Here is a 24,375-nt window from a genome sequence, read left to right on the forward strand (position 1 = left end):
GGCGCAGCATCGGCAATGCCCCTAAAAAGGCAAATGCGCCGTTGGCGTGATGGGGGTGTTACTTTGTAAGTATGAAAAACTCATATAATTCAATATTTTAAATCAGGATGACGAGGAATTGTGCATCGCGGAGCACTCGCGTTGCGACAAGTTTTTGTGCGCCATTCGTCAAAGTGCTTCACTGGAGATCGGGCGCCGCCTGCGCCATTTCTCGCCCATGAGTTTCGCTTCCATGAACCGAGCCGTTCCCATCTCGATCAACGCCTTTCCCGCCTCCAAGCAGGAGGCGGCATGGCGGGAAACGCTGGCCTCGCTGGGGCTCGTCGCGCAACGTACCCATGCCGACGCCTTCCATTTCGGCGAGATTTCGATCAAGCGTTCGCCCACGCAGGCGACCTTTGCCCTGCTGCGCTCCAGTGCGCAGAATCTGGCGGCCTTGGCCAAGGGGGCGCTGAAGTCACGGGAGCCGCAGGGGAGCGAGGCGGCGATTCTCATCGGCTTCGTGACCTATGGGCGCGGTCACCTCACCGATTCCGGCCGGCGCGCCGCCGAATTCGCCGATGGCGACCTCTGGGTGTGCGACCTGGCCATGCCCTTTTCAGTCCAGTTCCGCAATGATTTCGAGCTGCTGCTGCTGTGTCTGCCGCGGGAGCGGCTGGTCGGCCGGTTCGGCCGCGCCGCGACCGTGCCGACGCTGGTGCTCGGGGAGACCGTTTCGGCGGCCGTCGCCCGGCCGCTGATGCGGGCACTGGCCGCGCATTTCGCGGTGATGGAGGATGGCGACGTGATGGCCGCCGAGCCGGCGATCACCGAACTCGTCCTTTCCGCGCTGCTGGCGGAGGCGCGGCCAGAGGAGGATAACGCGACCCAGGTGCAGGCGGCGCATTTCGCCCGCATCTGCGCCCAGATCGAGGCGCGCCTGCGCGAACCGGAGCTGTCGGTGAACGATATCGCCAGCGCGGAAGGCCTTTCCGCCCGCTATATTCAGCGGCTATTCGAGGGACAGGACCGCTCCTTCTCCGATCATGTGCGTCACCGTCGGCTGGAGCAGTGCCGGCTCGATCTGGTGAACCCCCAGCATGCGGACCGCTCCATCGCCGAGATCGGCTTCCGTTGGGGCTTCGCGGATCAGGCGCATTTCAGCCGTGTGTTCAGCGCCGCCTATGGCATCTCACCCCGCGACTACCGCAAGTCTTCCGGCGCGACGGTGGAAACCCGGTGGACCCGGGGGCGCCCCATGCATTCCGGCTCACGCCCCGTCCGTCCCGCTCCAGCGGCGGCCGTCGGCGCCGATGTGCCGGACCTTCCGGCACCGGTGCGCCCGCGCGAGCTCGTCGAACCCGGTCATCATCATCTGCCTGTGTCGCGCGATACGGTGCATTGGGGCTATCTCTCGCGCACCATCCCCCCCGCCCTGCGCGTGCGCTCGGGCGCGCAGGTAACCATCGAGACCCTGACTCAGCACGCCTATGACGATCATGAGCGGATGATCGCCGGCGATCCCGGCGCGGAGAGCGTGTTTCGCTGGACCGCCGACTACAAGGCTGTCGACCGTCGCGGCGCCGGGCCGGTGAACGCGTCCATCTTCGGACGTGGCGCCGGAGAGGGCTTCGGCGTGCATATCTGCACGGGCCCCATCTTCGTCCACGGCGCCGAACCGGGCGACGTGCTGGAAGTGGAGATTCTCGACCTGAAGCCGCGCCCCAGCGCCAACCCCGCCTATGCCGGCTATGCCTTTGGCTCCAACGCCGCGGCGGCGTGGGGCTTTCACCATGACGATGTTCTCGATGAGCCGCGCAAGCGCGAGGTCATCACCATCTACCGCACCGATGCCGACGGAGAGAGCGGGTTCGCGGAGGCGGTCTACTCCTTCCGCTGGGCACCGCAGACCGACCCGTTCGGCGTCGTGCACGAAACCATCGACTACCCCGGCGTCCCCGTCGATCAGAGCCGAATCGAGAAGCGCGAGAAGGTGCTGACGGGCGTGCGAATTCCCGTCCGCCCGCATTTCGGTTTCATCGCGGTGGCCCCCCGCGAGAGCGACATGGTGGATTCGGTGCCACCCGGCTATTTCGGCGGCAATATCGACAATTGGCGCGCCGGCAAAGGCTCCTCCGTCTACCTGCCGGTGGCCGTGCCCGGCGCGTTGCTCTCCATCGGAGATCCGCATCTGGCGCAGGGCGACGGCGAGATCAGCGGGACAGCGCTGGAATGCTCGCTGACAGGCGAAGTCCGCCTCGTGCTGCATAAGCGCGGGGAGACCCAGAAATCCTTCCTCAACGGTCTTGGCGCGCCGCTGATCGAGACGCCCGACGCCTGGCTGCTGCATGGTTTCAGCTACACGAACTACCTGCGCGAACTCGGTCGCAACGCTCAGTCCGAGGTTTTCAAGCGCTCATCGCTCAGCCGTGCGCTGCGCAGCGCTTTCCGCGCCACCCGCAAATTCCTGATGGAACGCTATGGGCTCGACGAAGATGAGGCGATCTCGCTGATGTCGGTCGCGGTGGACTTCGGCGTCACCCAAGTGGCTGATGGCAACTGGGGCGTCCACGCAAAGGTCAGCAAGTCGATTTTTCCATAGAGCGCGGCGGCTTCCTACGGTCCCACTCGCAGCGGACATCGCGCCGGGCAAACTGCCGGAGACGGTGGTGGAGCAACACGCCCCCGCCGCCGCGCGTCTATGCCGCCCTGTATGGCGATATAGGTGCGCGCGCCGGCTTTCAGCAGGGCGAAGGAGAGAAGCTGTCCGGCCTTCACCGCAAAAGCAGTCCAGAGCGGCTGCTCGATGCCATTGAGGCGGGGCGGCAGCTCGGCGCCGGTGATGGCGGCGAGCGCGTCGGCGGAGAAACGGCCACAATGGGCGGACAATCTGGTGCTGCCGCACAGCTGAGGGAGATGATCGCGGCACGATCCATGATCGTGTTCCCGTCTGCCCGCGCATGCGCAACCGAGACGGTTACAACTCCGGCCGTCACATCCCAAGGAAGGTCTGTCCGGCCTCGTCACCGCGAGGCCGTCGCGCGGCGGATCCTGGCCGGGATGTAAAACGCCCGGCCTTCTCCACCTCAGCGCCGCTCGGACCAGTCCCGCAGGCGATACCAGGCCGCCACGATGGGCACGAACCAGGGATTGCCGGAATAAAGCGGCACCGCGGTGAACTGGTCACGATCAAAGGCGGTCGGTTGGTTCTGCCGCCCGAGTATCTTCTGGGCGGTCTGGTAGCCAAGATAGGACATCAGCGCGACGCCGTTGCCATTGCAGCCGGCGGCGAAGTCGGAGTTATCGCGCTTACCCATATGGGCGACCTTGTCTGCGGTCATGCCGACAAAGCCGCTCCAGGCATGGGTGATCTTGTAGGCTTTCAGTTCAGGCCAGATCTCGGTCATCCGCTCATAGATCGCCGGCGCCGCCTCACGGTCGTCGCGCTCGAAGAAACCGGGGCGCGAGCCGAACAGGATGCGGCTGCCATCGGGCGAGGGGCGGCTGTAGATCACATCGCGCCGGGTGTCGGAGATCATCCGCGCCTTCGGGATCAGGGTCTCGATGAGATCAGGGGGCAGGGGCTCGGTGGCGATCTGATAGCTCTTCACCGGTACGACGCGCCGGGCGAGCTCGGGGTGGCCGTCCTTGCGGGTATAGCCATTGGTCGCGCTGACGACATGCCGGGCGAGGATGTCGCCGCGTTCGGTCGGCACGAGCTTCATCCCGTCGGCGGCATCGCGCACCGGTCCTGCCTTGGCATGCGAGCGCAGCTTGACGCCGGCCTTGCGTGCCCTTTCTCGCAGCGCGCGATGGTACTTGCCCGGGTGCAGCCCGCCATACTCGTCGACGACCATGCCGCCATAGTAGTAATCGGAGCCGATCACCTGACGCTGCGTGCCGCGGTCGTAGAAATGGACGTTCACGCCGGTCTTCTCGGCGAGAATCCGTCCGTTCCGCCAGGTCGGCTCGACCAGCGAGCGGGCATGGGCGCCGAAGAAGCGGCCGGTAATGGCGAGGTCGGCATCGAGCCCTTCCCCCTGAATCAGGGTCTGGAGATAGTCGAAGGACGAGATGCTGTCGCCGATCATGCGGTCGAACAGTTCGGGATCTATGCCCTTGATGGCGCCGCCGACCACCAGTTTCTGACCGCTCGACACCATGCCGCCGGAGCGGGTGGAGCCGCCTTCACCGAGGCGGCCGCCATCGATGACGACCACGTCGAGCCCGGCGCGGGCGAGTTCGGTCGCGGCGTTCAGCCCGGCATAGCCCGAGCCGATAACGACCGCATCGGCGCGGGTAGGAAGCGGGTCGAGATCGGTCTCCGGCGCGGCGGCTTCCCACCAATAGGGCTCGGCCTTGAAGCCTTCCGCGAAGATGTCTGCTGCCGACATGGCACTGCCTCTGCTTGAAGGGGCGCCCGCGGCTCAACCGGCCGTGCCGCCGCCCCGATGGCGGCGATGGGCGCCCTGAATGCGGGGAAAAGCTCGCCGGCGCCCTGCATCCGGGGCCAGCCTTTCGGTGCGTCTCTCAGAGCACCTGTCCGAGGAATTCGCGGGTGCGCGCGTCCTGCGGCGCGTCGAATATCTGCGCCGGCGGGCCGCTCTCGACGATGCGGCCATGGTCGGTGAAGCAGACACGATCCGCCACTTCGCGGGCGAATTTCATCTCGTGGGTGACGAGGATGCAGGTCAGCCCCTCGTCGACCAGCTCGCGAATGGCGGTGAGCACTTCCTTGACCGTTTCCGGATCAAGGGCCGCCGTCACCTCATCGAACAGGATCACCTGCGGCTCCATGGCGAGCGCGCGGGCGATGGCGACGCGCTGCTGCTGCCCGCCGGAAAGCTGGCCGGGATAGGCATCCGCCTTGTTGGACAGGCGCACCTTGGCGAGGAGGCGATGGGCGCGCGCCTCGACCTCGCGAGGGTCGTGGCCGAGCACCTGGACCGGCGCCATCATGATGTTCTGCAGCGCGGTGCGGTGAGGAAACAGATTATACTGCTGGAACACCATCGACACCTGATGGCGCAGCGGGCGCATCTGTTTCTCGGTGCGCAGCTTGTGAACTTCATGCGTGCCGACGCGGATGCTGCCGGCGTCGATGGGGATCAGGCCGTTGATGCAGCGCAGGATGGTCGACTTGCCCGACCCCGACGGGCCGATGATGCACACCGCCTCGCCATCCTTCACGCTCAGCGAGATGCCCTTGAGCACCTGAAAGGAGCCGAAGCTCTTGGTGACGCTATCGAGTTCGATCAGCGCATCGGCGCGGTTCATAGGGCATCTCCCTTGACCGACTGTTCCATCCGGCGCGCCAGCAGCGCGATCGGGTAGCAATAGGCGAAGAACAGGAACAGGGTGGTGATGTAGAAATAGACGATGACCCGCTCGTTCTCCATCGAGAGCAGCGTATTCAGCGTCGTGACGACGTCCTGAATGCCCGTCACCGTCGCCAGTGACGTGGCAATCATCAGAAGTGCATAGAGGTTCATCCAGCCAGGGATCATCCGCCGCAAGGCCTGCGGCAGGATGATGCGGCCATAGATGGCCATGGGCATGTAGCCGAGTGCGCGCGCGGCCTCCCATTGCCCGGAATGGATCGACTGCACCGCGCCGCGAATGATCTCCGCGAAGTTCGCCCCCGTCGGCAAAGCAAGGCCGATCAGCGCTTTCGCGAAGGCCGGCACGGCGATGCTCACCCCGAACAGGCGCACATTGAACGGGATGATGTAGAGCATCGCGAAGAGCAGCACGATCCAGGGCGAATTGCGCAGGAAGTTCATGATGAAGAAGCAGGGCAGGCGCACCAGCCGGCTCTTCGCCATCATGCCGAAGGCGAGCAGAGTGCCCAGCACCGCCGCCAGGGCCATCGATCCCAGGCCGAGGAAGATGTTCAGCACGAAGCCGCCGGTCAGCGGCCAGCCATCGCCGGAGCCGGTGAGCAGCAGCGGCAGGCGCATCCACACCCGATGCCAATGCGCGGCGCCGCCGGACAGCGCGTCCGCGGTGATCCATGCCGCCAGCGTGAGCACGATGCCAAGCTGCACCAGCCGCTTCTTCTCGTGATAGCTCAGGGGCCACTGCATCTCAGTTGCCCTTGCCGTAGCCGGGGAAGGCGAGCGCGCGTTCGATACGCGAGAGGCCCCAGGAGAGAAGGCTGACCAGCGTCACATAGATGAGCAGCACGAGGATCATGACCTCGGCGGTGCGGAACGTGTCGTTGTAGATTTGCCCGGCATAATAGACGAGCTCCGGCACGGTAATCACCGAGGCCTGCGAGGTGGTCTTGAACAGGTTGGTCAGGATGTTGGTGAGGGCGGGCAGGCAAATGCGGCTGGCGATCGGCACCTCGATGCGCCGGAAGCGTGCCCAGCGGCTGTAGCCGAGCGAGCGCGCCGCCTCGGTGACGGCGCGGGGCAGGCTGTCCAACCCCGAGCGGAAGGCCTCGATGCACAGGGCGCCACCGAACAGGCTCAGAGAGACAAGGGCGCAATCGAAGGCAGAGAGCAGCGGCACGCTGAGCCCGGTTGCCGGATCGGTCACCCGCAGGCCGATGGTGCTTAGCGTGAAGTAGAAGAACAGCATCTGCAGCAGCGGCGGTGTGTTGCGAAACAGCTCGACGAACAGCTCGATCAGAGCGTCGAGCCAGGCGATGCGCAGGGTGAGGGCCAGCGCACCGAAGCCGCCGATGAGGACGGCGATCGCCGAGGAGGTGAGCGCCAGGGCGATGGTGTTGAGCGTCCCGCGGAGCAGCCACCCCTGATAGACCGGGTCGCTCAGCCAGGAATAATCGAGACCGAACACGGGCGGGACTCCACGAGGCGGGGGGTCAAGGCTTCAGCTTCGCGGCAGCGGCCTTGGCACGCTCGGCGATGTAGGCGGAGTGCGGCATGCCGTAGGTGGTTTCCCACTCCACCAGCTTGCCCTCGGCCTCGGCCTTGGTGATCGCCTTGTTCACGGCCTCGCGGAACGCGTCGTCACCCTTACGGATGCCGGCGGCCTGCGGGATATACTCATAGGGATCGACGGCGATCTTGTAGTCGGCCCATTCGGCTTCCTCGGTCTTCTTGCGCAGGGTCATGTCGTCGAAGACGAAGCCGACGCAGCGATTGTCCTTGAGCGCGCGATAGGCTTCCGGCTGCGTCTTGAAGGCGGTCAGCTGGATGCCAAGATCCTCGGTCAGGTGCTTGTTGTAGTAGGAGCCCTGAATGCCGCAGAGCGTCAGACCCTTCAGCTCTTCCCACTTGGAGAAGGTCGCGGCCTTGGAGGCGATGACCGACGGGCCCGGGGCCGAGACGTAGTATTCCGAGAAGTCGATGACCTTGGCACGGTCGGCGGTGACGCCGAGGGTGGCGAAGATGATGTCGATACGCCCGGAGTTGAGGAACTCGATGCGGTTGGCCGCCACCACCGGCACGAGCTCGACCTTGCCCTCGGGGCCCAGCAGTTCCTTGGCGACGTATTTGCCGAGCTCCACCTCGAAACCGACGATCTCACCCTTGTCGTTGAGGAAGCCATAGGGCGGATAGTCGTTCTTCACGCCGATGGTCAGCGTGCCCTTGGACTTTGCGTCGGCGAGCGTGTCGGCGCTGGCCGCGCCGATGCCGAACGTCACCGCAAGTGCAGCGGCAATGGTCAGGATGGAAGTTCTCACGTTACGGCCCTCTGGTTCTGGTTGAGCATGACGTCGCGTGGCGAGAGCGGCGAAGTTGCGAACAAGACGGCTCATCGCCGACATGATCAAAATTTGGCCGGTGTCTCGCGTGCCTGTTTTTTAAACATTGATCACGAGAAAATCTCATAATACAAGTCGTCATCTCAGCGTTTATCATCATGTGGTAAAATGACCCTCGCATCAGCCAACGGCTCCCAATTGCTGGACCGCGCGGCCCTTCTGCTGGACCTCATCGCCGATGGCGCGACCGATGGCATGACGCTCAAGGATCTGGTGCAGCAGTCGGGCCTCAACACCGCCACCTGCCACCGCATCCTCAACACGCTGGTCGGGCATCGGCTTCTGGCCCGGGACGACAAGCGCAAACGCTACCGGCTCGGCGCCAAGATGTTCGTCTATGGTGCCCGTGCCGCCCGTGGTCCGGGGCTCATCAGCCGCTGCGAAATCAGCCTGACGCGGCTGCGCAAGAAGACCGGCGAGACCACCCATCTCATGGCCCGCCACAACCACGATTCCATCTGCCTCGACCGGCGCGACGGCGAATGCGTGGTGCAGACGCTGACCGGTTCCATTGGTGGCTCCGTGCCGCTCGGGGCGGGGCCGGGCAGTATCGCCGTGCTGGCCTTTCTTGAGCGCGAGGAGCAGGACTTCATCCTGCGCGCCAATGAACCCCGTTTTGCCGCCTTCCGTGACCTGCCCCTCAGCAAGGTGGAGCGGTTGATCGGCGAGACGCAGGCGCGCGGCTTTGCGATCGACATCGGCGAACTGATCCCCGGCATTGCAGGTGTCGCCATGCCGATCCTCGATGAGGCTGGCGTGCCGGTGGCCTCGCTCGGTTTCACCTTCCTCTGCGCCAAGATCGTCCCTGGCTTCGTCGAGGCCTATGCCAGCCTGTTGCGGACCGAGATCGACCTGATCGAGAGCCGCAACTGATCTGCGTTCAGAACGATTCCTCCAGCGTCCAGTTGACCGCGAATTCGGCGACGCTCGACGTGTTCGGCAGTTCAATGAGGAAGCGGATAGCGCGGCCGATATCGGCCGGGTCGGTCAGTTCCTCGGCGCTGCGCGTGGTGAGCGGCAGTCCCATATCGGTCGCCACGAAGCCGGGACAGACGGCGGTGGCGCGAATGCCTTTGTCGAAGCCGGTGTGCCGCAACGCATGGGCAAGGCCGGTGGCGGCGAATTTGGACACCGAATAGAGGCTCGATATCGCCGACTTCACCCGCTTGCCGGAGAGCGAGGAGACGATGATCACGCGCCCACGCCCGCAGGCGGCGAGATCGTCCCAGGCCGCTTTCGCGAGACGCCGCGGCGCGGCGACGTGCACCTCCATCAGCCGGGCGAGCTCGTCGTCCTCGGCGGCGATGACGTCCTTGCGGATCATGATGCCGGCATTCGCCACCACGGCATCGATTCCACCAAAGCGTGCCCGCGCCTCGGCCACCCAACGCTCCGCCGCGCCGGGATCGGTCGCTTCATAGGCGCAGGCCTGCACCGCGCCGGGCCCCTCGCTGGCCCACGCGGGAAGCGCCGGTTCGCGCATGCCGAGCGAAACGTTCCAGCCAGCCTGCATCATCGCGCGGCCGGTCGCGGCGCCAATGCCGCGCCCGCCGCCGGAAATGAGGACGGTACGTTTGGTCATGACAGGCCTCTCAGGCGTGGGGCGGCAGGTCGGCACCCTCGCGCCGTGCCGCGCGGGTGTCGGTGTAGCGGAAGTAGCGGAGCCTCAGCTTCGGCGCGTAATCCATGTAGAAGGGCGCGGCTTCCAACGGCTCGATGCGGAGCGAGAGATCGGCCTCGGGCACGCCCATGGCCCACTCCGCGAGAATGCCGCCCAGCATCGAACCGGTTGGCACGCCGCGTCCCGACAGGCCGGTCAGCGCCACGACGCCCGGCGCCAGACCGAACAGGCGCGGCACGGTGCGCACCTGCATGTCGAGTTCGCCGTACCAGAAATATTCCCAGCGAATGGGTCCGGTGATCTGCGGGTGCAGCCAGCGCAGCCGGTCCGCCATCACCTGATGGGTGTAGGCCATGTCAGTGCCGCGCGCGCCCATCGGGAACATGGAGGCGACGATGCGGCCCTCGGCATTGTATTTGTAGACGTAGATGTCGCCGCGCCCGTCGTGCATCGTGGTGTTCTGCGGCAGCACGCGGGCGCGCAATTCCGGGTCGAGCGGCTGGGTGGCACACACGAAGACCTTGAGGATCTTGAAGCTGCGGTCGAGCTTCGGCCACGCCTTTACGGTATAGGCCCCGGTCGCGAAGATCACCTTGTCGGCGATCACCTCGCCGCCCGGCGTCCGCACCTTCCAGCGCAAGCCTTCCGGTTCGATGTCTTCGGCCGGCGACTGCGTGAAGAGCGTCGCCCCTTCCTGCAGGACGGCGCGGGCGAGGCCGCGGGCATAGCCGAGCGGATTCATGTGCCCGGCTTCTTCGTGGAACCAGCCGGCATGGAAGCGCGGGCTGCCGGTGAGCGCGGTCACTTCGTCGCGGTCCAGCAGCCGGGTGCGGGCGCCGACGGCGTTGTACTGCTCGACCTTGCCCTTGAGTATGTCGACCGCGCCGGGACGCAAGGCGCCCATGACATAACCGTTCTGCTGCCACTCGCAGTCGATCTGGTAGTCGCGGATCATCGCCGAGACGCGGTCATTGGCGCGGGTCTGGCGGTGGATCAGCCGCTCAGCCCAGGGCTCGCCGAGGATCTTGCGCAGCGCGGGGATGCTGTAATAGCTGAAGGTCGGCGTGCAATGGCCGGCATTGCGGCCGGAGCCGCCAAAGCCCGCCTCCTGCGCTTCCAGCAGCACGACCTTCACCCCCTGTCGGGCGAGCTCGAGCGCCGTGGTCAGGCCGGTGAAACCCGCCCCGACGATGCAGACATCGGCACTCACGCGCCCTTCGAGGGGCGCCGTCACCGGAGCGGAGGCTGCGGTCGCGTGCCAAAGCGTGGTGGTGAACGGAGAGAACTTGCTCATCGTCGCTCCTGCCGTGGCAGGCTCCGAAATCATGGATGTCGGTAGCCGACCATATTCCCGGCGGGAGCGCCAATATTATTCCACGATGAGAATTTCAGATGATGATATTCTTATATTGTGGAAGTTTGCCTTACCTCTGCGGCGCAAGGAGGAGGCCGGATGTTGCAGTTTCGTTGTCGAATTCGTCGCTGTCAGCCGGCGCATCAGTCGAGTGACCTCGGCCGCTCGCGTCGGTTCGGCAGTTCGTCATCCGCCTGAGATGACGTGATGGGCAGCTGTAACTTCGACTATCGGGTCGTTATCCGCCCACTGCCCGCGCGAGAGCCATCGTTGCTTTAGGTAAGGGGTTCTGGGACTATTCGGGCGCAGCTGAAGTTGATTGTGCAGATGATGCGTTACCGTTGCCGTGGCTTGAGATTGATTGCCGGTTTCACCCTGGCGCTGGCGTTCCCGACCCTGTTCGCCTTCGCGCAGAACGATCCCGCGCCGCCGTCTCCCCGCAAGGACATCGTGGTTTGGGATGTTCCGGCGTTCGATGCCCTGCCGGATGACGAGACCGGTCGGCTCGCCCGCTATGGTCGCTCCATCATCGAGGCGACCTATGCGCATATCGGCCCGGACGTCGCCGATCCCGCGGCCCGCTATGCCGGCAACAATCTGGCCTGCGCGAACTGCCACTTGCGCGGCGGGTTGAAGAAGTTTGGCCTGCCTCTGGTCGCGGCGTCCGCCGATTATCCGGCCTACAGCACGCGCAGTGGCGAGGTCGGTTCGCTGTTTGACCGGGTCAATCAATGCCTGAAGCGCAGCATGAACGGGCGGCCGATGCCGGCGGATGATCGCGCGATGCAGGCGATCCTTGCCTATCTCGACGTCCTCTCGACCAACATTCCAGCCGAGGCGAGGATCATCGGGGACGGCCCGGGCGGGATGCCAGAGCTGGATCGCGCGGCCGACCCGTCGCGCGGCGCCGCCGTCTATGCCCGCGTCTGCGCCGACTGCCATCGCCGCGACGGGCTCGGCGTCCGGCGCAACGAGGCGCTTCCGGCCATGGGCTATGCTGTCCCGCCCTTGTGGGGCCCGGACAGCTTCAACGATGGAGCAGGGACCGCGCGGCTGATCATGCTGGCCAACTTCGTCCACGACAACATGCCGAACGGGACATCCTGGGTTGCCCCGACCTTGAACCCCGAGGATGCGTGGGACGTGGCGGCCTTCGTGCTGTCGCAACCCCGGCCGCAACTGGCAGGCATTGATCGCGATTTCCCCGACCTTCTGCTGAAACCCGTCGATGCGGCCTATCCGCCTTTCGCCGACAGCTTCTCCGTCGCGCAGCACCGCTACGGCCCCTTCGCACCGATCAGGGCCGAAATCGCCCGGCTGAAAGAAAGCCGCCGGGAAGTGCCCAACCCGAACCTGCGGTGACAAGATCGGGCGGGAGGGTGCCATCCCTCGTGCCCACTCGGCGGAGGTGACCGGGGGCTCAGTAATGTTCGTAGCGCGAGCGGGAGGCGAGGGCGCCGGGCCCTCCCCCAGAACCGGATGCCCGGAGCTGCACACTCAGCCTCGCAGTGAAGCCGCTCTCGCGGCCCGCCGTGGCCAAACTGGCGCCGCCTCGCCTTAGGCCTGACCGAACGGAGCCCTGCCCGGCGTTCCTCTGCCCGCAGGCCCGCCCGGTGTCTTTATCGGCGAGGAATCAGGCGGTATGTAAAGACGATAATGAGAGTGCCGCCTGCCACGAATCTCATCGAGGCGGGTACCGCGGGGGGAGTGATCAGTTGTCCAGAGCTGCGCATGCGGCGTTCGCCGCCAGTCTGCTGTTGTGCTCAAGCGCCACCGTCAGCACCGCTCTTGCCGATTCGGTCTACTGGCAGGGCGGAACCAGTTCCGACTGGTTCACCGATGCGAACTGGGTGTGGGACGGCCATGCGCCCGGCCCCTCCGATGAGGCGCGGATCAACGAGGCCTCCCCAAATAGCCCGATCATTTCCTCGACCGGCGCGACGGCTGGCACGCTCTTCATCGGCGTGACCTCCACCACCGGCACCTTGACCATCGACGGGACCGGCGCGGCCGCCTCGCTCGCCACCACGACCACCACGCTCGGCAATACGGGGGGATCGCTCGGGTCGCTGCTCGTCACCGGGTCGCAGGCCAGCTGGACCAATAGCGGCGCGGCCTATATCGGCAATGCGGGCGATGGCACCGTCACCATCACCGGCGACGGCGCGCAGGCCACCATCCAGGACACGCTCTATATCGGCGCGGGCGGTGGCAAGGGCACCGTGACGCTGGAAGACAAGGGCGCACTGGACGTCACCAACACCCTGTTCGTCGGCTATGCCGCGTCGAGCGTCATCAGCGAACTCGTCGTCACGTCCGGCACGGTCACCAGCGGCGCGGCCACGCTGGCCGATGGCGTCGGCTCGAAGGGCTCGGCCTCCGTCACCAGCGCCGATTCCTCCTGGACCAATACCGGCCTGATGACGGTCGGCGGCGGTGGTGTCGGCTCTCTGACCATCTCCGGTGGCGGCACGGTGGATACCGGCAGCGCCGGTGTCGGCAATCTCAACAGCGCGAACGGAAGCTTCGTCACGGTGACCGGCTCGGGCAGTGCCTGGACCGTGACCGGCGACCTGTTCATCGGCAATTTCGGCGATACCACGCTGACCATCGAGGATGCCGGCAAGGTCACGAGCGCAACCTCGATCATCGCCCGTCTCGCCGGCAGCACCAGTTCGGCGACGGTCACCGGCGCGGGTTCGCTCTGGGAGGCGGGCGACCTGCGCGTGGGTGGCTTCAATGGCGCCACCTCCGATCTTGGTGGCGACGGCACGCTGACCATCGAGGCTGGCGGCAAGGTCAGCACGAGCGCGGTCAGCGCCGGCGACGTCAGCGGGGCGAGCGGCACCATCAACGTGACGGGTAGCGGCTCGCTGCTGGAGTCCACCGGCCGCATCTTCATCGGCAGCGCCGGCACGGGCGAGATCACGGTGGAGGACGGGGCCGATGTAACCAGCGTCGGCGCCAATTTCGCCAATGAGGCCAACAGCACGGCGACGGCGACCCTCACCGGCACTGGCTCGACCTGGACGAGCACCGCCAACATCTATGTCGGCAATTTCGGCGACGCCACGCTCTCGGTGCTCTTGGGGGCCACGCTTTCCGGCGTCGACGGCTATGTCGGCACCGAGCTCGGCTCCGTCAGCTCCGCCACGATCGACGGCGCGGGTTCGGTCTGGAGCAATTCTGGGGATTTCCTCGTCGGCCACAGCGCCGGCTCGGCGGGCACGGTCACCATTTCCGACGGCGGCAAGATCACTGATGTCCAGGGCCTGCTCGGCGATCTCACCGGCTCCTCCGGCACCATGACGGTGACCGGCGCGGGTTCGCGCTGGGAAAATACGAGCGATCTCAATGTCGGGCGTTTCGGCACTGGCGACCTGACCATTTCCGATGGCGGCGTGGTTGTCAGCAATCGCAGCTATCTCGGCAATGAGGAGAGCGGTTCCGGCACGGTGCTGATCACCGGCGCCGGTTCCAACTGGACCACGACCACCGGGCGCCTGTTCGTCGGCACCGATGGCGACGGCGAGCTCACCCTCACCGACAGCGGCTCGGTGACGACCCGCGAAGTCGTCATCGCCTATGGGGCCAACAGCACGGGCACGCTCAATATCGGCGCGGCGCAGGGCGACACGGCGGCGCTGGCCGGCACCATCGACGCGCCCTCCGTGGTGTTCGGCGACGGGACGGGACGCCTCGTCTTCAACTTCTCCGATGCCAGCTACACCTTCTCCTCGACCATCAGCGGAAACGGGGCGCTTTATCTCGCGGGCAACACGCTCACCCTGAGCGGCGCCAACAGTTTCAGCGGCGGCGTCACGGTCGCCGCCGGCACGCTGATCGGCAGCACGGCCAGCCTCGGCACCGGCGACATCGTCAATAACGGCACGGTGCAGTTCGCGCAGACCACCACCGGGACCTATGCCGGCGAAATTTCCGGCTCGGGCGCGCTGGTGAAGACCGGTGCGGGCACACTGATCCTGACCGGCGACAACAGCTATACCGGCGGCACCACCATCTCCGAGGGCACGCTGCAGATCGGTAATGGCGGCACGACGGGCTCGGTCATCGGCAGCATCGTCAACAATGCCGCGCTGGTGTTCTACCGGTCCGATACCTATGACTTCCCCGGCACCATCACCGGTTTGGGCTCGGTCACCATCCTCGGTGGCACGGTCAATTTCACCGGCGCCGGTGGCTATAACGGACCGATCGCGGTCGAGGATGCCAGCCTCGTTCTGGCGGCGAACTCCAGCACGGGCTCGACCTTCACCATCGAGAGCGGTGCTACGATTGGCGGCACCGGCACCATTGGCGGGCTCACCGTGCTGAGCGGTGGTACGGTCGCTCCCGGTTACTCGCCGGGTACGATCACCGTCGCCGGCGATGTCAGCTTCGCGGCCGGCTCGACCTACGCGGTCGAAATCTGGGCGGATGGCACGCATGACCTGATCAGCGCGACCGGTATCGCGACCCTGTCGGGCGGCACCGTCGCGGTGCTGGCGCAGGCCGGGTACGCGAATCCGCTGGCCACCTACACGATCCTGACCGCGCAGGGCGGGGTGACCGGCACCTTCGACAGCGTCACTACCAATTATGCCTATCTCACGCCGTCGCTAAGCTATGATTCCAGCACGGTCTACCTGACGCTGGCGCGCAACGATGTGCGCTTTGCTTCCCTGGCGCAGACGCCGAACGAGACGGCGACCGCCAACGCCACGGAATCGCTCGGCCTCGGCAATGCGGTCTATGACGCGGTGCTCCAGCTCACGGCATCCGAAGCGCCGAACGCGTTCGACCAGCTCTCCGGCGAGGTGCATGCCTCGACCCAGAGCCTGTTCATGGAACAGTCCTCGCTGATCCGCGGCGCGCTGAATGACCGCCTGCGGGCGGCGCAGGGCGGCGTCGGGGCCTCCGCCGGCACGGTGGTGAACGTCGTCGAGACCTCCTCGGGCGCGCTGGCCTATGCGGCGCCTGCCCCCTCGAAGGTGCAGGTCGCGGCGGATCTGAGCATGCCGGTGAAGGCGGCGCCCGCCCTGGCGCCGGTCGAGCGCTTCGCGCTGTGGTCGACCGCCTTCGGCAATTGGGGCGACATGAACGGCAATTCCAACGCCGCCGGCGTCACCGATTCCACCGGCGGCTTCCTGATCGGCGCCGACACATTGGTGGGCGACGGCTGGCGCCTCGGCGTGGCCGGCGGCTACAGCTACACCGATTTCTCGATCTCCGGGCGCAACTCCTCCGGCTCCAGCGACAACTGGCATATCGGCCTTTATGGCGGCAACGCCTGGGGTCCGCTCGCGCTGCGCACCGGCGTCGCCTATACGTGGCAGGACATCTCGACCAACCGCTCGGTCGCCTTCACCGGCTATTCCGACAGCCTGTCGGCCGATTACGGCGCCGGCACGGTGCAGGCCTTCGGCGAACTCGGCTACCGCATTGACGCCGCCGGCATCGCCTTCGAGCCCTTCGCCAACCTCTCTTATGTCAGCCTGCACCAGGACGGCTACACGGAAGAGGGTGGCGCGGCGGCGCTGACCGGCGACTCCCAGACCATGGACACCACCTTCACCACGCTGGGCCTGCGCCTCGCCAAGGAGGTGGCGTTCGGCTCGACGGCGGCGACGCTGCGCGGGGCGCTGGGCTGGCGCCATGCGTTCGGCGATATCGACCCGACGGTGACGCAGGCCTTTGCCGGCTCGAGCGCCTTCACCGTCACCGGCGCGCCGATCGCCGAGGACGCGGCGGTGGTGGAAGCCGGGCTCGACGTGCTGATCAGCGCCACCGCGACGCTCGGCATCGCCTATACCGGGCAGTATGGCGACGGCGTCAGCGAGAACGGCTTCAACGCACGGCTGAGCGTCAGGTTTTGAGGGGAGGCCTCGGTACCCTGACGGGGGCGGATGTCAGAGATTGTTTCAGACAATTTCATTGACGCCGCCAATGATGCGGTGTGACTAGATCACACATGGCTATGTGGTGGACAAGGCCGTCACGCTCCGAGCGTGCACGCCTTTATGGGAGTTGTCCCACGCCGTAGCCATTAAGATCTGTCCACCCGTATCGCCGAAGGCGCGCCGATTGTCCGAGCTCTTGATCCTCACGCCATGGATTTCGAGGGCGATGTCGAGGGCTTGGCGAGGCCTGATCCTCAGGTGCCACGCCCGCGGGCCGTCCTTGGCCGGCTTCGCCATTCTGATGCTTGCGCTGCACCTGCTGGGCGCGGGCGTGCCGATGGCCGAGGCCGCGCCCGATGCCGCGCCGCCGCTGGAGCTGGCAGGGGACCGTGCTTCAGTCAGCCTCACCGGCCATCTCGACGTCTTCTTCGACCCTGATGGCAGCCGCAGCCTCGACGACATACGGGCGTCGGATGCGGCTTTCCGGCCGGTGAGGGGCAGTTTCAATGCGAGCTACACCCGCGTCGGAGCCTGGTGGCTGCGCGTGACGCTGGCGCCTCAGCCTGCCGCTGCTGGCCCCTGGTGGCTGGAAATCACCGCGCCCTATACCGACCATATCCGTGTTTACGCTCCGGACATGGACGCGCAGGGGCATGTCGTTGCGATGGAGAAGGAAACCGGCGCCATCGTCGCGCCGGAAGAGCGCGAGCTCTTCACCTATACCAATGCGGTGCGCCTGCATCTGCTGCCCGACCAGCCAACGACGGTCTATCTGCGGATCTGGGGCCAGCGCTCCATCAGCGCGGATCTGACGCTGTGGCGGCCGTCGGAGTTGATGCGGCATCTGGCGGTCAGCACGGTGTTCGTCGCGCTGGGGATCGGCGCAGCCTTCATCATGTGCATCGGCTCGCTGGTGATGGCGGTGACGCTCGGCCGTTCGGCCTTCGCCTGGTACGGCGCCTATGTCGGGGCCGTCTCCTACGTCTTCCTCGGCAATAGCGGCCTCAGTCGGGTGGTGCTGAGCGGCGTGCCGCCCGATACCATCATCCTGATCCACAATGTGGTCGGCAATTTCAGCGTGACGGCTGCGGCCTTCATGCTCCGCGCCATTTTCGGCACGCGCCAGCATCATCGCTGGGTCAACGCGGTATTGATCGCCATCGCCATCTTCGCGGCGTGCTGCATGCCGGTCTCGGCCGCCGGTCACTACATTCTGATCGCACCCTATGTGATGGTCTGCATCATTGCGCTCGCGCTGATGGCACCCTGGCTGGCCATCAAGCAGCTGCGGCGTGGCGAGCGTGCGGCGATCTGGTTCCTCATGGGCTTCGGCGTTTACGCCGCCGCCACGATCTGGTTCGCCCTGGTGGTTCTCGGCATTGCGCCCCTGACCCGCTTCATGACCTGGGGCTACCAGACGGCGGGCTTCTTCCTGATGGTGGCGGTCTTCGCCGGTCTTGCCGCCGCCATGCAGGCGGGCGCGCGGGAGCGGCGGCGGCTGGAGGTGCAGCTTCTGGAGGCCTCTCGCAGCAATGAGCGCGAGCTGGAGCTGGCCGTGCGCCAGCGCACCGCTGCGCTGCATGAGGAGATCGAGGCCCGCAGCCGCGCGGAACAGGCTCTGCGCCAGGCGCTCAAGGAGCAGCGCAACTTCCTGGCCATGGTCAGCCATGAGTTCCGAACGCCGCTGGCGACGATGCGCCTGTCGGTGGCATTGCTACGGGAGGGGCTTGAGGGCGCCGCCGAGATGGTGCGCGCCGAGCGCGCCAAGATCGAGCGGGCGGTGCTGCGCATGTCGAGCCTGATCGACACTTTCCTCGCCGATGAATGGCTGCAGCACGCGGCGATGATCATCCAGCGCAAGCCGGTCGATCTCGCCCAGCTGGTGAGCGAATCTGCCGCCGAGCACGCGCTCCAGGCTCCCGGACGAATCCATGTCGCGCCCATGTCGCCGCTGGAGATTGAAGGGGATGCGGTGTTGCTGCGCACGGCGATCGACAATCTCATCGGCAATGCCGTCAAGCACACGCAGGGCGCGGTCCGCCTCTCCCTTGAGGCACAGCCCGAGGCCGCGCTGATCGTGGTCGAGGACGAGGGCACGGGCATAGCTGCGCAGGAGCGCACCGAGATTTTTGCGCGCTTCTACCGCTCGGCCGCGGCGATGAACCGGCCGGGCACCGGGCTCGGGCTGCATCTCAGCCAGATGATTGCCGAACGACATGGCGGGACTATTTCGGTAGGTGACGCTGGCGGGGGCGGGAGCCGATTCGAACTGCGCCTGCCGCGTGGCCTTGCGGGGGGCCCACCGATCACCGAGGCCATGCTGGCCCGGACCGTATGAGGATGACGATGCCCGCCCATGTTCTGATCATCGAAGACGACGGTGATCTGCGCGACAGTCTTGTTCAACTTCTGGAAGCGGATGGGTGCCGCGTCCTCGCCCTGGCCGATGGCACCGAACTCGATGCGGCGCTGCCGGGGTTTCCCGCCGACGTGGTCATTCTGGACATAAACTTGCCGGGCCAGGATGGATTCAAGCTCGCCGAAGCACTGCTGGCGCGCCCTGAGATGGGCATTATCATGCTCACTGGCCGCACCGGGGCCGAGGATCGCCTGCAGGGCCTCAGTCTGGGGGCGGACCATTATCTGACCAAGCCGGTCGATCCCGCGGAACTGCGGCTCATGGTCCGCAACCTCGCCCGCCGCGTCGCTGCCATTGCCCGGCCACAACCCGACGCCGGCGCGGACGATGTGTGGCGGTTCGTTTCGGTCCAATGGTGCCTCATCGCGCCGGGCGGCACCTCGGTGTCGCTCTCGGCGGCCGAGCATTTCCTGCTGAGCCGGCTCTTCAAAACACCGGGCCAGCCGGTCCCGCGCCAGCAGCTCGTGGCCAATGGTCGCTCCAGCTCGGCCGAGACCATCGGGCGCGGGCTTGATCTCGTCGTCTTCCGCCTGCGCCGTAAGGTGCTGCAGGAAGCCGGCGAGGCCCTTCCCATCGCCTCCGCGCGCAGCATCGGTTACGTCTTCACCGGCCGTGTGCGGCTCTCAACCGACGCCTAGCCCGCGACTTGCCGAGCACGGGGGCGTTCGCCTCCCGTAGCGTTCAGCCCTGCGCGATCAGCCGCATCGCGGCGTCGCCGTCGATGATGAGGCCGTTGACGATGCCGCTGGCGAGCAGCGCCGCGGCGGCGCGGGTCTTCTCCGGGCTCGCCACCATCAGCACAACGTTCAGGCCGCGCAGCACGTCGAAGGGCACGGCGAGAGTACGCTCATTCAGCGGGTGATCGACCGGGCGGCCCTGCGCATCGAAGAAGATGCCGTTGGTGTCGCCCACGGCCCCCGCGCGGTGCAGGCTTTCGAGGTCAGCGACGGTGAGCATGCCCTGCCGGCGCAGCAGCGCGCCTTCCTCCAGTTCGCCGACGCTGATCATGCACAGCGTCGCTGTGCCGGCGATGGCGAGCGCCTTCGCCACCTGGCGCTGGGAGAGCAGCACCTGCTTGTCCTCCACCGTGTCGGCGATGAACGGCACGGGCAGGAAATAGCCCTCGCCGCCGGTGCGCTTGGCCAGCATGTGGACCAGCTCGAACGGGTTGAAGGCGGAATTGGCGGTCAGCGAGCCCATCAGCGAGATGAACCGCGCATTCGGCGCGCTGACGCCCGCCATGTGCAGCGTCATCTGCTCGAGCGTGCGGCCCCAGCCGAGCCCGACGGTCGCCGGCTCGTCGCGGGCGAGGTGGGCGCGCAGATGATTGGCGCCGAGCAGGCCGACGGCGCGAAAGGCCACCTTCTGCGCCGGTGAGAGCCCCGCCCGGTCTCCCGCCTCGGGCGCTGATTGGCGGTCGAGGCCGAGATCGAGCGCCGGCGTCGCCTGGCAGAAATCGAGCCCGAAGCGCCGGCGCAGCGCCTCTTCCACCGGCACCATGCCGGCGAGCTGGCGGTCGACGGTGATCGAGACCACCCCTTCCTCCAGCGCATCGGCCAGCAGGCGGTTGACCCGCGCCCGCGTCAGGCCGAGCCGTTCGGCGGTCTCGGCCTGGTTCAGGCCCCCCACATGGTAGAGCCAGGCGGCCTTCACCATCAGCGTATCGTCGGTCTCGTCCATCGGTCCTCGTGCGCCGTCCTTGTGACAAATGTAATTCATCTTGACGTTTGTATCGAGCCTGAACTAGCCTCTCCGCAACGCCCGACAGAGGCGGTCGACACATCCTGCGCCAGGCCGGCGCAGTTAGGGAGAGACTGTAAAATGCCATTCCGAGCAATGAAGAACTGCGTCCTCGGCGCTGTCGCCGCCGCGACCGTGATGGCGGCGGTGCCGGCCTTCGCGCTGGACATCGCCTGGGTGCATTCCAACGCTGCCGCCCAGTCCGAGCAGCGCGTGAAGGCCGGCTTCCAGGCCTGGCTGAAGGAGACCGGCAAGTCCGACTGGCGCGTCGCCTATCTCGACAGCGGCGGCTCCGGCGAGAAGACCGCCGCCAACATCCAGGATGCCGCCTCGCGCGGCGTCGGCGCCATCATCATCTCCATGGCCGATCTGCGGGCGTCCTCGGCCGCGATCAAGGAAGCCGTGGCGCAGAAGATCCCGATCTTCACCGTCGACAGCGGGTCGGTTGACGGCACGCTGGTGGACGTGACCACCAACAATTGGGCGATGAGCGCCACGGTCTCGCCCTTCTTCCTCAACGAGCTCGGCAAGAACCCGAAGATCATCTTCCTGCGCATGGCCGAGCATCACGGCACCCGCAAGCGCGGCGAGACCATGGCGACCGTGCTGAAGGAATACCCGGACGTGAAGGTGCTGGCCGAGCACAATATCGACTACACCGCCTTCTTCGAGGACACGACGCGCACGATGCAGGACTATGTGACCCGCTTCGGCGACCAGATCGACGGCGTGTGGGCGCCGTGGGACGAGCCGGCCCAGGCGGCGCTGAACGCGCTGAAGGCGGGCGGCAACACCCACGCCAAGGTCATCGGCATTGACGGCCACCCGCAGGCGATCGCCGAGGTCTGCAAGCCCGGCAGCCAGATGATCGCCACCATCAGCCAGCCCTTCGAGAAGATGGGCGCGCAGACCGGCGAATGGATCGAGGACATCGTGGTCGAGAAGAAGCCGGCCGCCGACGTCATTCCCTCCAAGGTCGTCTATCTCGACGCCCCGCTCGTCACCAAGGCGAACTGCAAGGACTTCCTCCCGAAGTGAGCCCTTGGGACGGCCGGCGCGCCCCAGGCGCCGGCCGTTCTCTTTCGCCAGCGGAGGCAGCGGCCATGGCCATCGAACTCACCGATATCATCATGGACTATCCCGGCACGCGGGCGCTCGACCGCGTCAGCGTCGCCTTTCGCACGGATGAGGTCCATGGCCTGATCGGCGAGAACGGCGCCGGCAAGACCACGCTGGTCTCCATTCTTGGCGGCAGCCGCCTGCCCAGCGAGGGCCGGATGACGCTCGACGGCGAGGAGGTTCGCCTTACCTCGCCGGGCGAGGCGCTGGCGCGCGGCATCGCCCATGTCTCGCAGGAAGGCAGCCTCGTGCCCAGCCTCACCGGCGCGGAGAACATCCTGCTCGGCAACGAGCCGCGCTACCCCGGTGGCATCGTCCGGCGCGGTGCGCTGCGCGATCAGGCTCGCGCGCTGATGGCGCGCTGGTTCCCTGACCTCACCATCGACCTCGACCAGCCGGTCGAGACGCTGCCCTATGCCGACCAGAAGATCATCGAGATCGTCCGCGCGCTGCGCGGGCGCATCCGCGTCCTCATTCTCGACGAGCCGACCGCGACGCTGCCCGCGCGCGAGAAGGAGCGGCTCTGGGCGATCATCCGCCGCCTGCCGGCGCAGGGCGTCGGCGTCGTGCTGATCAGCCATTTCCTCTCCGAGATCATCGCGCTGTCCGACCGCATCACCGTGCTGCGCGACGGGCGCCTGATCCGCACCTTCCCGGCCGCCGGGGCGAGCGAGGGCGAACTGACGGCGCTAATGCTCCAGCGCGGGCACGGCCCCTCCGATGGCGCCGAGCGGGACCGGCGGGGCGGGGCCCTCGGCGCGCCGGTTGTCGAGGTCTCGAACTGGCGGATCCCGGAAGCCGAGGTCGGCGCCTTCCACATTCGGGCCGGCGAGATCGTCGGCCTCATCGGCCTCACCGGCTCCGGCCATTTCGCCTTCGCCCGCTCGCTCTATGACGCGCCGGACCTTATCGGCGGCACGCTGCGCCTCGGCGGCGAGGTCATGCCGCAGGTCACCGCGCATGCGATGCGCCGGCGCGGTGTCGCCTTCATCCCCGACCACCGCATGATCCACTCGCTGATCGGCGAGTGGAGCGCGCGCGAGAACCTCGCCATGGTGCATCCCGAGGCCGGCGCCTTCGGGGCGCTCGGCATCCTCAGCCCGCGCCGCGAGAGCGCCGAGGCGCGCGCGGTGATGGCACGCCTGTCCGTCAAGGCCTCCTCGACCGAGCAGGCGGTGGGCGAGCTCTCCGGCGGCAACAAGCAGAAGATTTCCATCGGCAAATGGCTCTACGGCGCCAAGGGCCGCTACCGCCTTATGATTTTCGTCGAGCCCACAGAGGGCGTCGACATCGGCGCCAAGCGCGAGATCCACGCTTTGCTGCGCGGCCTCGCCGCCGAGGGCACGGCGATCCTTGTCGCCTCTTCCGACCTTATCGAGATCGCGGAGCTCTCCACCCGCGTCGTATCCTTCGTCAACGGGCAAGCCCTCGGAGACCTCGCATGGCCCAACTTCTCGGAACAGAGCTTCATCGCGGCGATGTCGGGGGCGCGGGCATGAGTGCACCCGCCGCGACGCCGCGCACCGGGGAAACCGCCCGCCAGCGCAAGCAGCTCTTCCTGCGCTATTCGACGCTGGTCGTGCTCGTGCTGCTGTTCATCGGCTTCTCGCTGGGTGTCGACCGCTTCCTGACCACCTCGAACCTGCTGAACATTCTCCAGCAGATCTCGATGCTGACCATCGTCGCCATCGGCCTCACCTTCGGCTTCGCCGCGCGGGAGATGGACCTGTCGGTCGGCTTCATGGCGGGGCTTGCCGGCCTCATCGCGCCGACCCTGCTGGTGGCCGGCTGGTCGCTGCCGGTCGCGCTCGCCGCCGGGCTGGGGGCGGGCCTCGCCGTGGGTCTCGTCAACGCCCTGCTGGTGACGATTGTCGGCGTGCCCTCGCTCATCGCCACCCTCGCCATGGGATCGATCCTGTTCGGCGTGAACTTCCTGCTCTCCGGCGGGCGGGCGATCTATGGCGGCCTGCCCGACAGCTATCTGGTGCTCGGGCAGGGGCGGCTCTTCGGCATCCCGGTGCTCGCCTTCATCATGTTCGGCGCGGTGATCCTCGCCTGGTTCGTCATGGAGCGCACCATTGTCGGGCGCTACATCTATGCGGTGGGCGGCAACCTGAAAGCCGCCGAGCTTTCCGGCATTCGCGGCCGGCGCTACCGCCAGCTCGCGCTGGTGATCTGCAGCCTGTTCGCGGCCACCGCCGGCATCCTGCTCTCGGCCCGCCTCGGCTCCGGCCAGCCCAATGCCGGGCAGGACTATCTGCTCGACGGCCTCGCCACCGTGTTCATCGGCATGACCATGTTCCGGCCGGGCACGGCGACCATCGCCGGCACCTTCTTCGGCGCGCTGTTCATCGGCGTCATCAATAACGGGCTGAACCTCATTGGCCTCGACACCTACATCCAGAGCATCGTGAAGGGCGTCATCATCATCGTCGCCGTCGCGATCGTCTCCCGCACCACCAAGCTGAAGCTCCTCTGAGCGAACGTGCGTCATCAAGGACCAGTCCC

At 66.6% G+C, this 24,375-nt stretch carries 19 protein-coding genes; 10 read left to right on the forward strand and 9 right to left on the reverse strand.

All coding sequences use genetic code 11. The annotated features are described in order from the left end of the window. Nucleotides 1-232: 232 nt before the first annotated feature. On the forward strand, nucleotides 233-2,581 hold the full coding sequence (locus tag AncyloWKF20_RS20310) for an acetamidase/formamidase family protein (RefSeq protein WP_279315747.1): 2,349 nt from the start codon (nucleotides 233-235) through the stop codon (nucleotides 2,579-2,581). A 14-nt stretch (nucleotides 2,582-2,595) separates the two neighbouring features. On the opposite strand, the gene AncyloWKF20_RS20315 is transcribed toward AncyloWKF20_RS20310, so the two are convergent. The 6 genes from AncyloWKF20_RS20315 to AncyloWKF20_RS20340 all read right to left on the reverse strand — a co-directional run bounded on the left by AncyloWKF20_RS20315 (nucleotide 2,596) and on the right by AncyloWKF20_RS20340 (nucleotide 7,633). Then, entirely contained in the window at nucleotides 2,596-3,006 is a 411-nt protein-coding gene (locus AncyloWKF20_RS20315; protein ID WP_279315748.1) for a hypothetical protein, read from the reverse strand. A gap of 59 nt (nucleotides 3,007-3,065) precedes the next feature. After that, entirely contained in the window at nucleotides 3,066-4,373 is a 1,308-nt protein-coding gene (locus AncyloWKF20_RS20320) for an FAD-dependent oxidoreductase (RefSeq protein ID WP_279315749.1), read from the reverse strand. Between the two features lie 136 nt (nucleotides 4,374-4,509). Next, a complete protein-coding gene (locus tag AncyloWKF20_RS20325; protein ID WP_279315750.1) occupies nucleotides 4,510-5,256 on the reverse strand; it encodes an amino acid ABC transporter ATP-binding protein in 747 nt (248 codons plus the stop codon). Then, nucleotides 5,253-6,065: an ABC transporter permease subunit gene (locus AncyloWKF20_RS20330; protein ID WP_279315751.1), complete on the reverse strand. Its 813-nt coding sequence runs from the start codon at nucleotides 6,063-6,065 to the stop codon at nucleotides 5,253-5,255. The genes AncyloWKF20_RS20325 and AncyloWKF20_RS20330 overlap by 4 nt, the downstream gene beginning before the upstream one ends. Before the next feature lies 1 nt (nucleotide 6,066). Then, on the reverse strand, nucleotides 6,067-6,783 hold the full coding sequence (locus tag AncyloWKF20_RS20335; protein WP_279315752.1) for an amino acid ABC transporter permease: 717 nt from the start codon (nucleotides 6,781-6,783) through the stop codon (nucleotides 6,067-6,069). Nucleotides 6,784-6,808: 25 nt separating this feature from the next. Then, complete coding sequence (locus AncyloWKF20_RS20340; protein ID WP_279315753.1) at nucleotides 6,809-7,633, reverse strand: transporter substrate-binding domain-containing protein; 825 nt, start codon at nucleotides 7,631-7,633, stop codon at nucleotides 6,809-6,811. Between the two features lie 189 nt (nucleotides 7,634-7,822). Here AncyloWKF20_RS20340 and AncyloWKF20_RS20345 point away from each other — a divergent pair, with 189 nt between their 5' ends. Beyond that, nucleotides 7,823-8,587, forward strand: coding sequence for an IclR family transcriptional regulator (locus AncyloWKF20_RS20345; protein WP_279315754.1), 765 nt, complete (start codon nucleotides 7,823-7,825; stop codon nucleotides 8,585-8,587). Between the two features lie 7 nt (nucleotides 8,588-8,594). On the opposite strand, the gene AncyloWKF20_RS20350 is transcribed toward AncyloWKF20_RS20345, so the two are convergent. Next, entirely contained in the window at nucleotides 8,595-9,296 is a 702-nt protein-coding gene (locus AncyloWKF20_RS20350; RefSeq protein WP_279315755.1) for an SDR family NAD(P)-dependent oxidoreductase, read from the reverse strand. Between the two features lie 10 nt (nucleotides 9,297-9,306). Then, complete coding sequence (locus tag AncyloWKF20_RS20355; RefSeq protein WP_279315756.1) at nucleotides 9,307-10,629, reverse strand: FAD-binding oxidoreductase; 1,323 nt, start codon at nucleotides 10,627-10,629, stop codon at nucleotides 9,307-9,309. Here AncyloWKF20_RS20355 and AncyloWKF20_RS20360 point away from each other — a divergent pair. From AncyloWKF20_RS20360 to AncyloWKF20_RS20380, 5 genes are all read left to right on the forward strand, one after another. Continuing rightward, entirely contained in the window at nucleotides 10,622-10,897 is a 276-nt protein-coding gene (locus tag AncyloWKF20_RS20360; protein ID WP_279315757.1) for a hypothetical protein, read from the forward strand. The two genes, AncyloWKF20_RS20355 and AncyloWKF20_RS20360, sit on opposite strands and share 8 nt — an antisense overlap. A 119-nt stretch (nucleotides 10,898-11,016) precedes the next feature. Beyond that, nucleotides 11,017-12,051: a c-type cytochrome gene (locus AncyloWKF20_RS20365; protein ID WP_279315759.1), complete on the forward strand. Its 1,035-nt coding sequence runs from the start codon at nucleotides 11,017-11,019 to the stop codon at nucleotides 12,049-12,051. A gap of 353 nt (nucleotides 12,052-12,404) precedes the next feature. Next, nucleotides 12,405-16,565: an autotransporter domain-containing protein gene (locus AncyloWKF20_RS20370; RefSeq protein WP_279315760.1), complete on the forward strand. Its 4,161-nt coding sequence runs from the start codon at nucleotides 12,405-12,407 to the stop codon at nucleotides 16,563-16,565. A gap of 106 nt (nucleotides 16,566-16,671) precedes the next feature. Next, entirely contained in the window at nucleotides 16,672-18,927 is a 2,256-nt protein-coding gene (locus tag AncyloWKF20_RS20375) for a sensor histidine kinase (protein ID WP_279315761.1), read from the forward strand. 8 nt (nucleotides 18,928-18,935) lie between these two features. Continuing rightward, nucleotides 18,936-19,646 carry a response regulator transcription factor gene (locus AncyloWKF20_RS20380; RefSeq protein ID WP_279315762.1) on the forward strand — a complete coding sequence of 237 codons (711 nt, stop codon included), beginning with the start codon at nucleotides 18,936-18,938 and terminating at the stop codon, nucleotides 19,644-19,646. 43 nt (nucleotides 19,647-19,689) lie between these two features. Here the strand turns inward: AncyloWKF20_RS20380 and AncyloWKF20_RS20385 are convergent, their stop codons facing one another. After that, a complete protein-coding gene (locus tag AncyloWKF20_RS20385; protein ID WP_279315763.1) occupies nucleotides 19,690-20,688 on the reverse strand; it encodes a sugar-binding domain-containing protein in 999 nt (332 codons plus the stop codon). A gap of 141 nt (nucleotides 20,689-20,829) precedes the next feature. Here AncyloWKF20_RS20385 and AncyloWKF20_RS20390 point away from each other — a divergent pair, with 141 nt between their 5' ends. From AncyloWKF20_RS20390 to AncyloWKF20_RS20400, 3 genes are all read left to right on the forward strand, one after another. Further along, nucleotides 20,830-21,786 carry a sugar ABC transporter substrate-binding protein gene (locus AncyloWKF20_RS20390; protein WP_279315764.1) on the forward strand — a complete coding sequence of 319 codons (957 nt, stop codon included), beginning with the start codon at nucleotides 20,830-20,832 and terminating at the stop codon, nucleotides 21,784-21,786. A gap of 65 nt (nucleotides 21,787-21,851) precedes the next feature. Then, nucleotides 21,852-23,366: a sugar ABC transporter ATP-binding protein gene (locus AncyloWKF20_RS20395; RefSeq protein WP_279315765.1), complete on the forward strand. Its 1,515-nt coding sequence runs from the start codon at nucleotides 21,852-21,854 to the stop codon at nucleotides 23,364-23,366. Further along, nucleotides 23,363-24,346 carry an ABC transporter permease gene (locus AncyloWKF20_RS20400; protein ID WP_279315766.1) on the forward strand — a complete coding sequence of 328 codons (984 nt, stop codon included), beginning with the start codon at nucleotides 23,363-23,365 and terminating at the stop codon, nucleotides 24,344-24,346. Before AncyloWKF20_RS20395 ends, AncyloWKF20_RS20400 begins: the two co-directional genes overlap by 4 nt. Nucleotides 24,347-24,375: the final 29 nt, after the last annotated feature.

The sequence above is a fragment of the Ancylobacter sp. WKF20 genome (assembly GCF_029760895.1).
Lineage (GTDB): Bacteria > Pseudomonadota > Alphaproteobacteria > Rhizobiales > Xanthobacteraceae > Ancylobacter.

Excerpts from the sequence above, each read along its gene's own strand:
- AncyloWKF20_RS20310 (WP_279315747.1), top strand. The coding sequence starts at position 233 with ATGAACCGAGCCGTTCCCATCTCGATCAACGCCTTTCCCGCCTCCAAG.
- AncyloWKF20_RS20320 (WP_279315749.1), bottom strand. The coding sequence starts at position 4,373 with ATGTCGGCAGCAGACATCTTCGCGGAAGGCTTCAAGGCCGAGCCCTAT.
- AncyloWKF20_RS20325 (WP_279315750.1), bottom strand. The coding sequence starts at position 5,256 with ATGAACCGCGCCGATGCGCTGATCGAACTCGATAGCGTCACCAAGAGC.
- AncyloWKF20_RS20330 (WP_279315751.1), bottom strand. The coding sequence starts at position 6,065 with ATGCAGTGGCCCCTGAGCTATCACGAGAAGAAGCGGCTGGTGCAGCTT.
- AncyloWKF20_RS20345 (WP_279315754.1), top strand. The coding sequence starts at position 7,823 with ATGACCCTCGCATCAGCCAACGGCTCCCAATTGCTGGACCGCGCGGCC.
- AncyloWKF20_RS20350 (WP_279315755.1), bottom strand. The coding sequence starts at position 9,296 with ATGACCAAACGTACCGTCCTCATTTCCGGCGGCGGGCGCGGCATTGGC.
- AncyloWKF20_RS20355 (WP_279315756.1), bottom strand. The coding sequence starts at position 10,629 with ATGAGCAAGTTCTCTCCGTTCACCACCACGCTTTGGCACGCGACCGCA.
- AncyloWKF20_RS20365 (WP_279315759.1), top strand. The coding sequence starts at position 11,017 with ATGATGCGTTACCGTTGCCGTGGCTTGAGATTGATTGCCGGTTTCACC.
- AncyloWKF20_RS20380 (WP_279315762.1), top strand. The coding sequence starts at position 18,936 with ATGCCCGCCCATGTTCTGATCATCGAAGACGACGGTGATCTGCGCGAC.
- AncyloWKF20_RS20385 (WP_279315763.1), bottom strand. The coding sequence starts at position 20,688 with ATGGACGAGACCGACGATACGCTGATGGTGAAGGCCGCCTGGCTCTAC.
- AncyloWKF20_RS20390 (WP_279315764.1), top strand. The coding sequence starts at position 20,830 with ATGCCATTCCGAGCAATGAAGAACTGCGTCCTCGGCGCTGTCGCCGCC.
- AncyloWKF20_RS20395 (WP_279315765.1), top strand. The coding sequence starts at position 21,852 with ATGGCCATCGAACTCACCGATATCATCATGGACTATCCCGGCACGCGG.
- AncyloWKF20_RS20400 (WP_279315766.1), top strand. The coding sequence starts at position 23,363 with ATGAGTGCACCCGCCGCGACGCCGCGCACCGGGGAAACCGCCCGCCAG.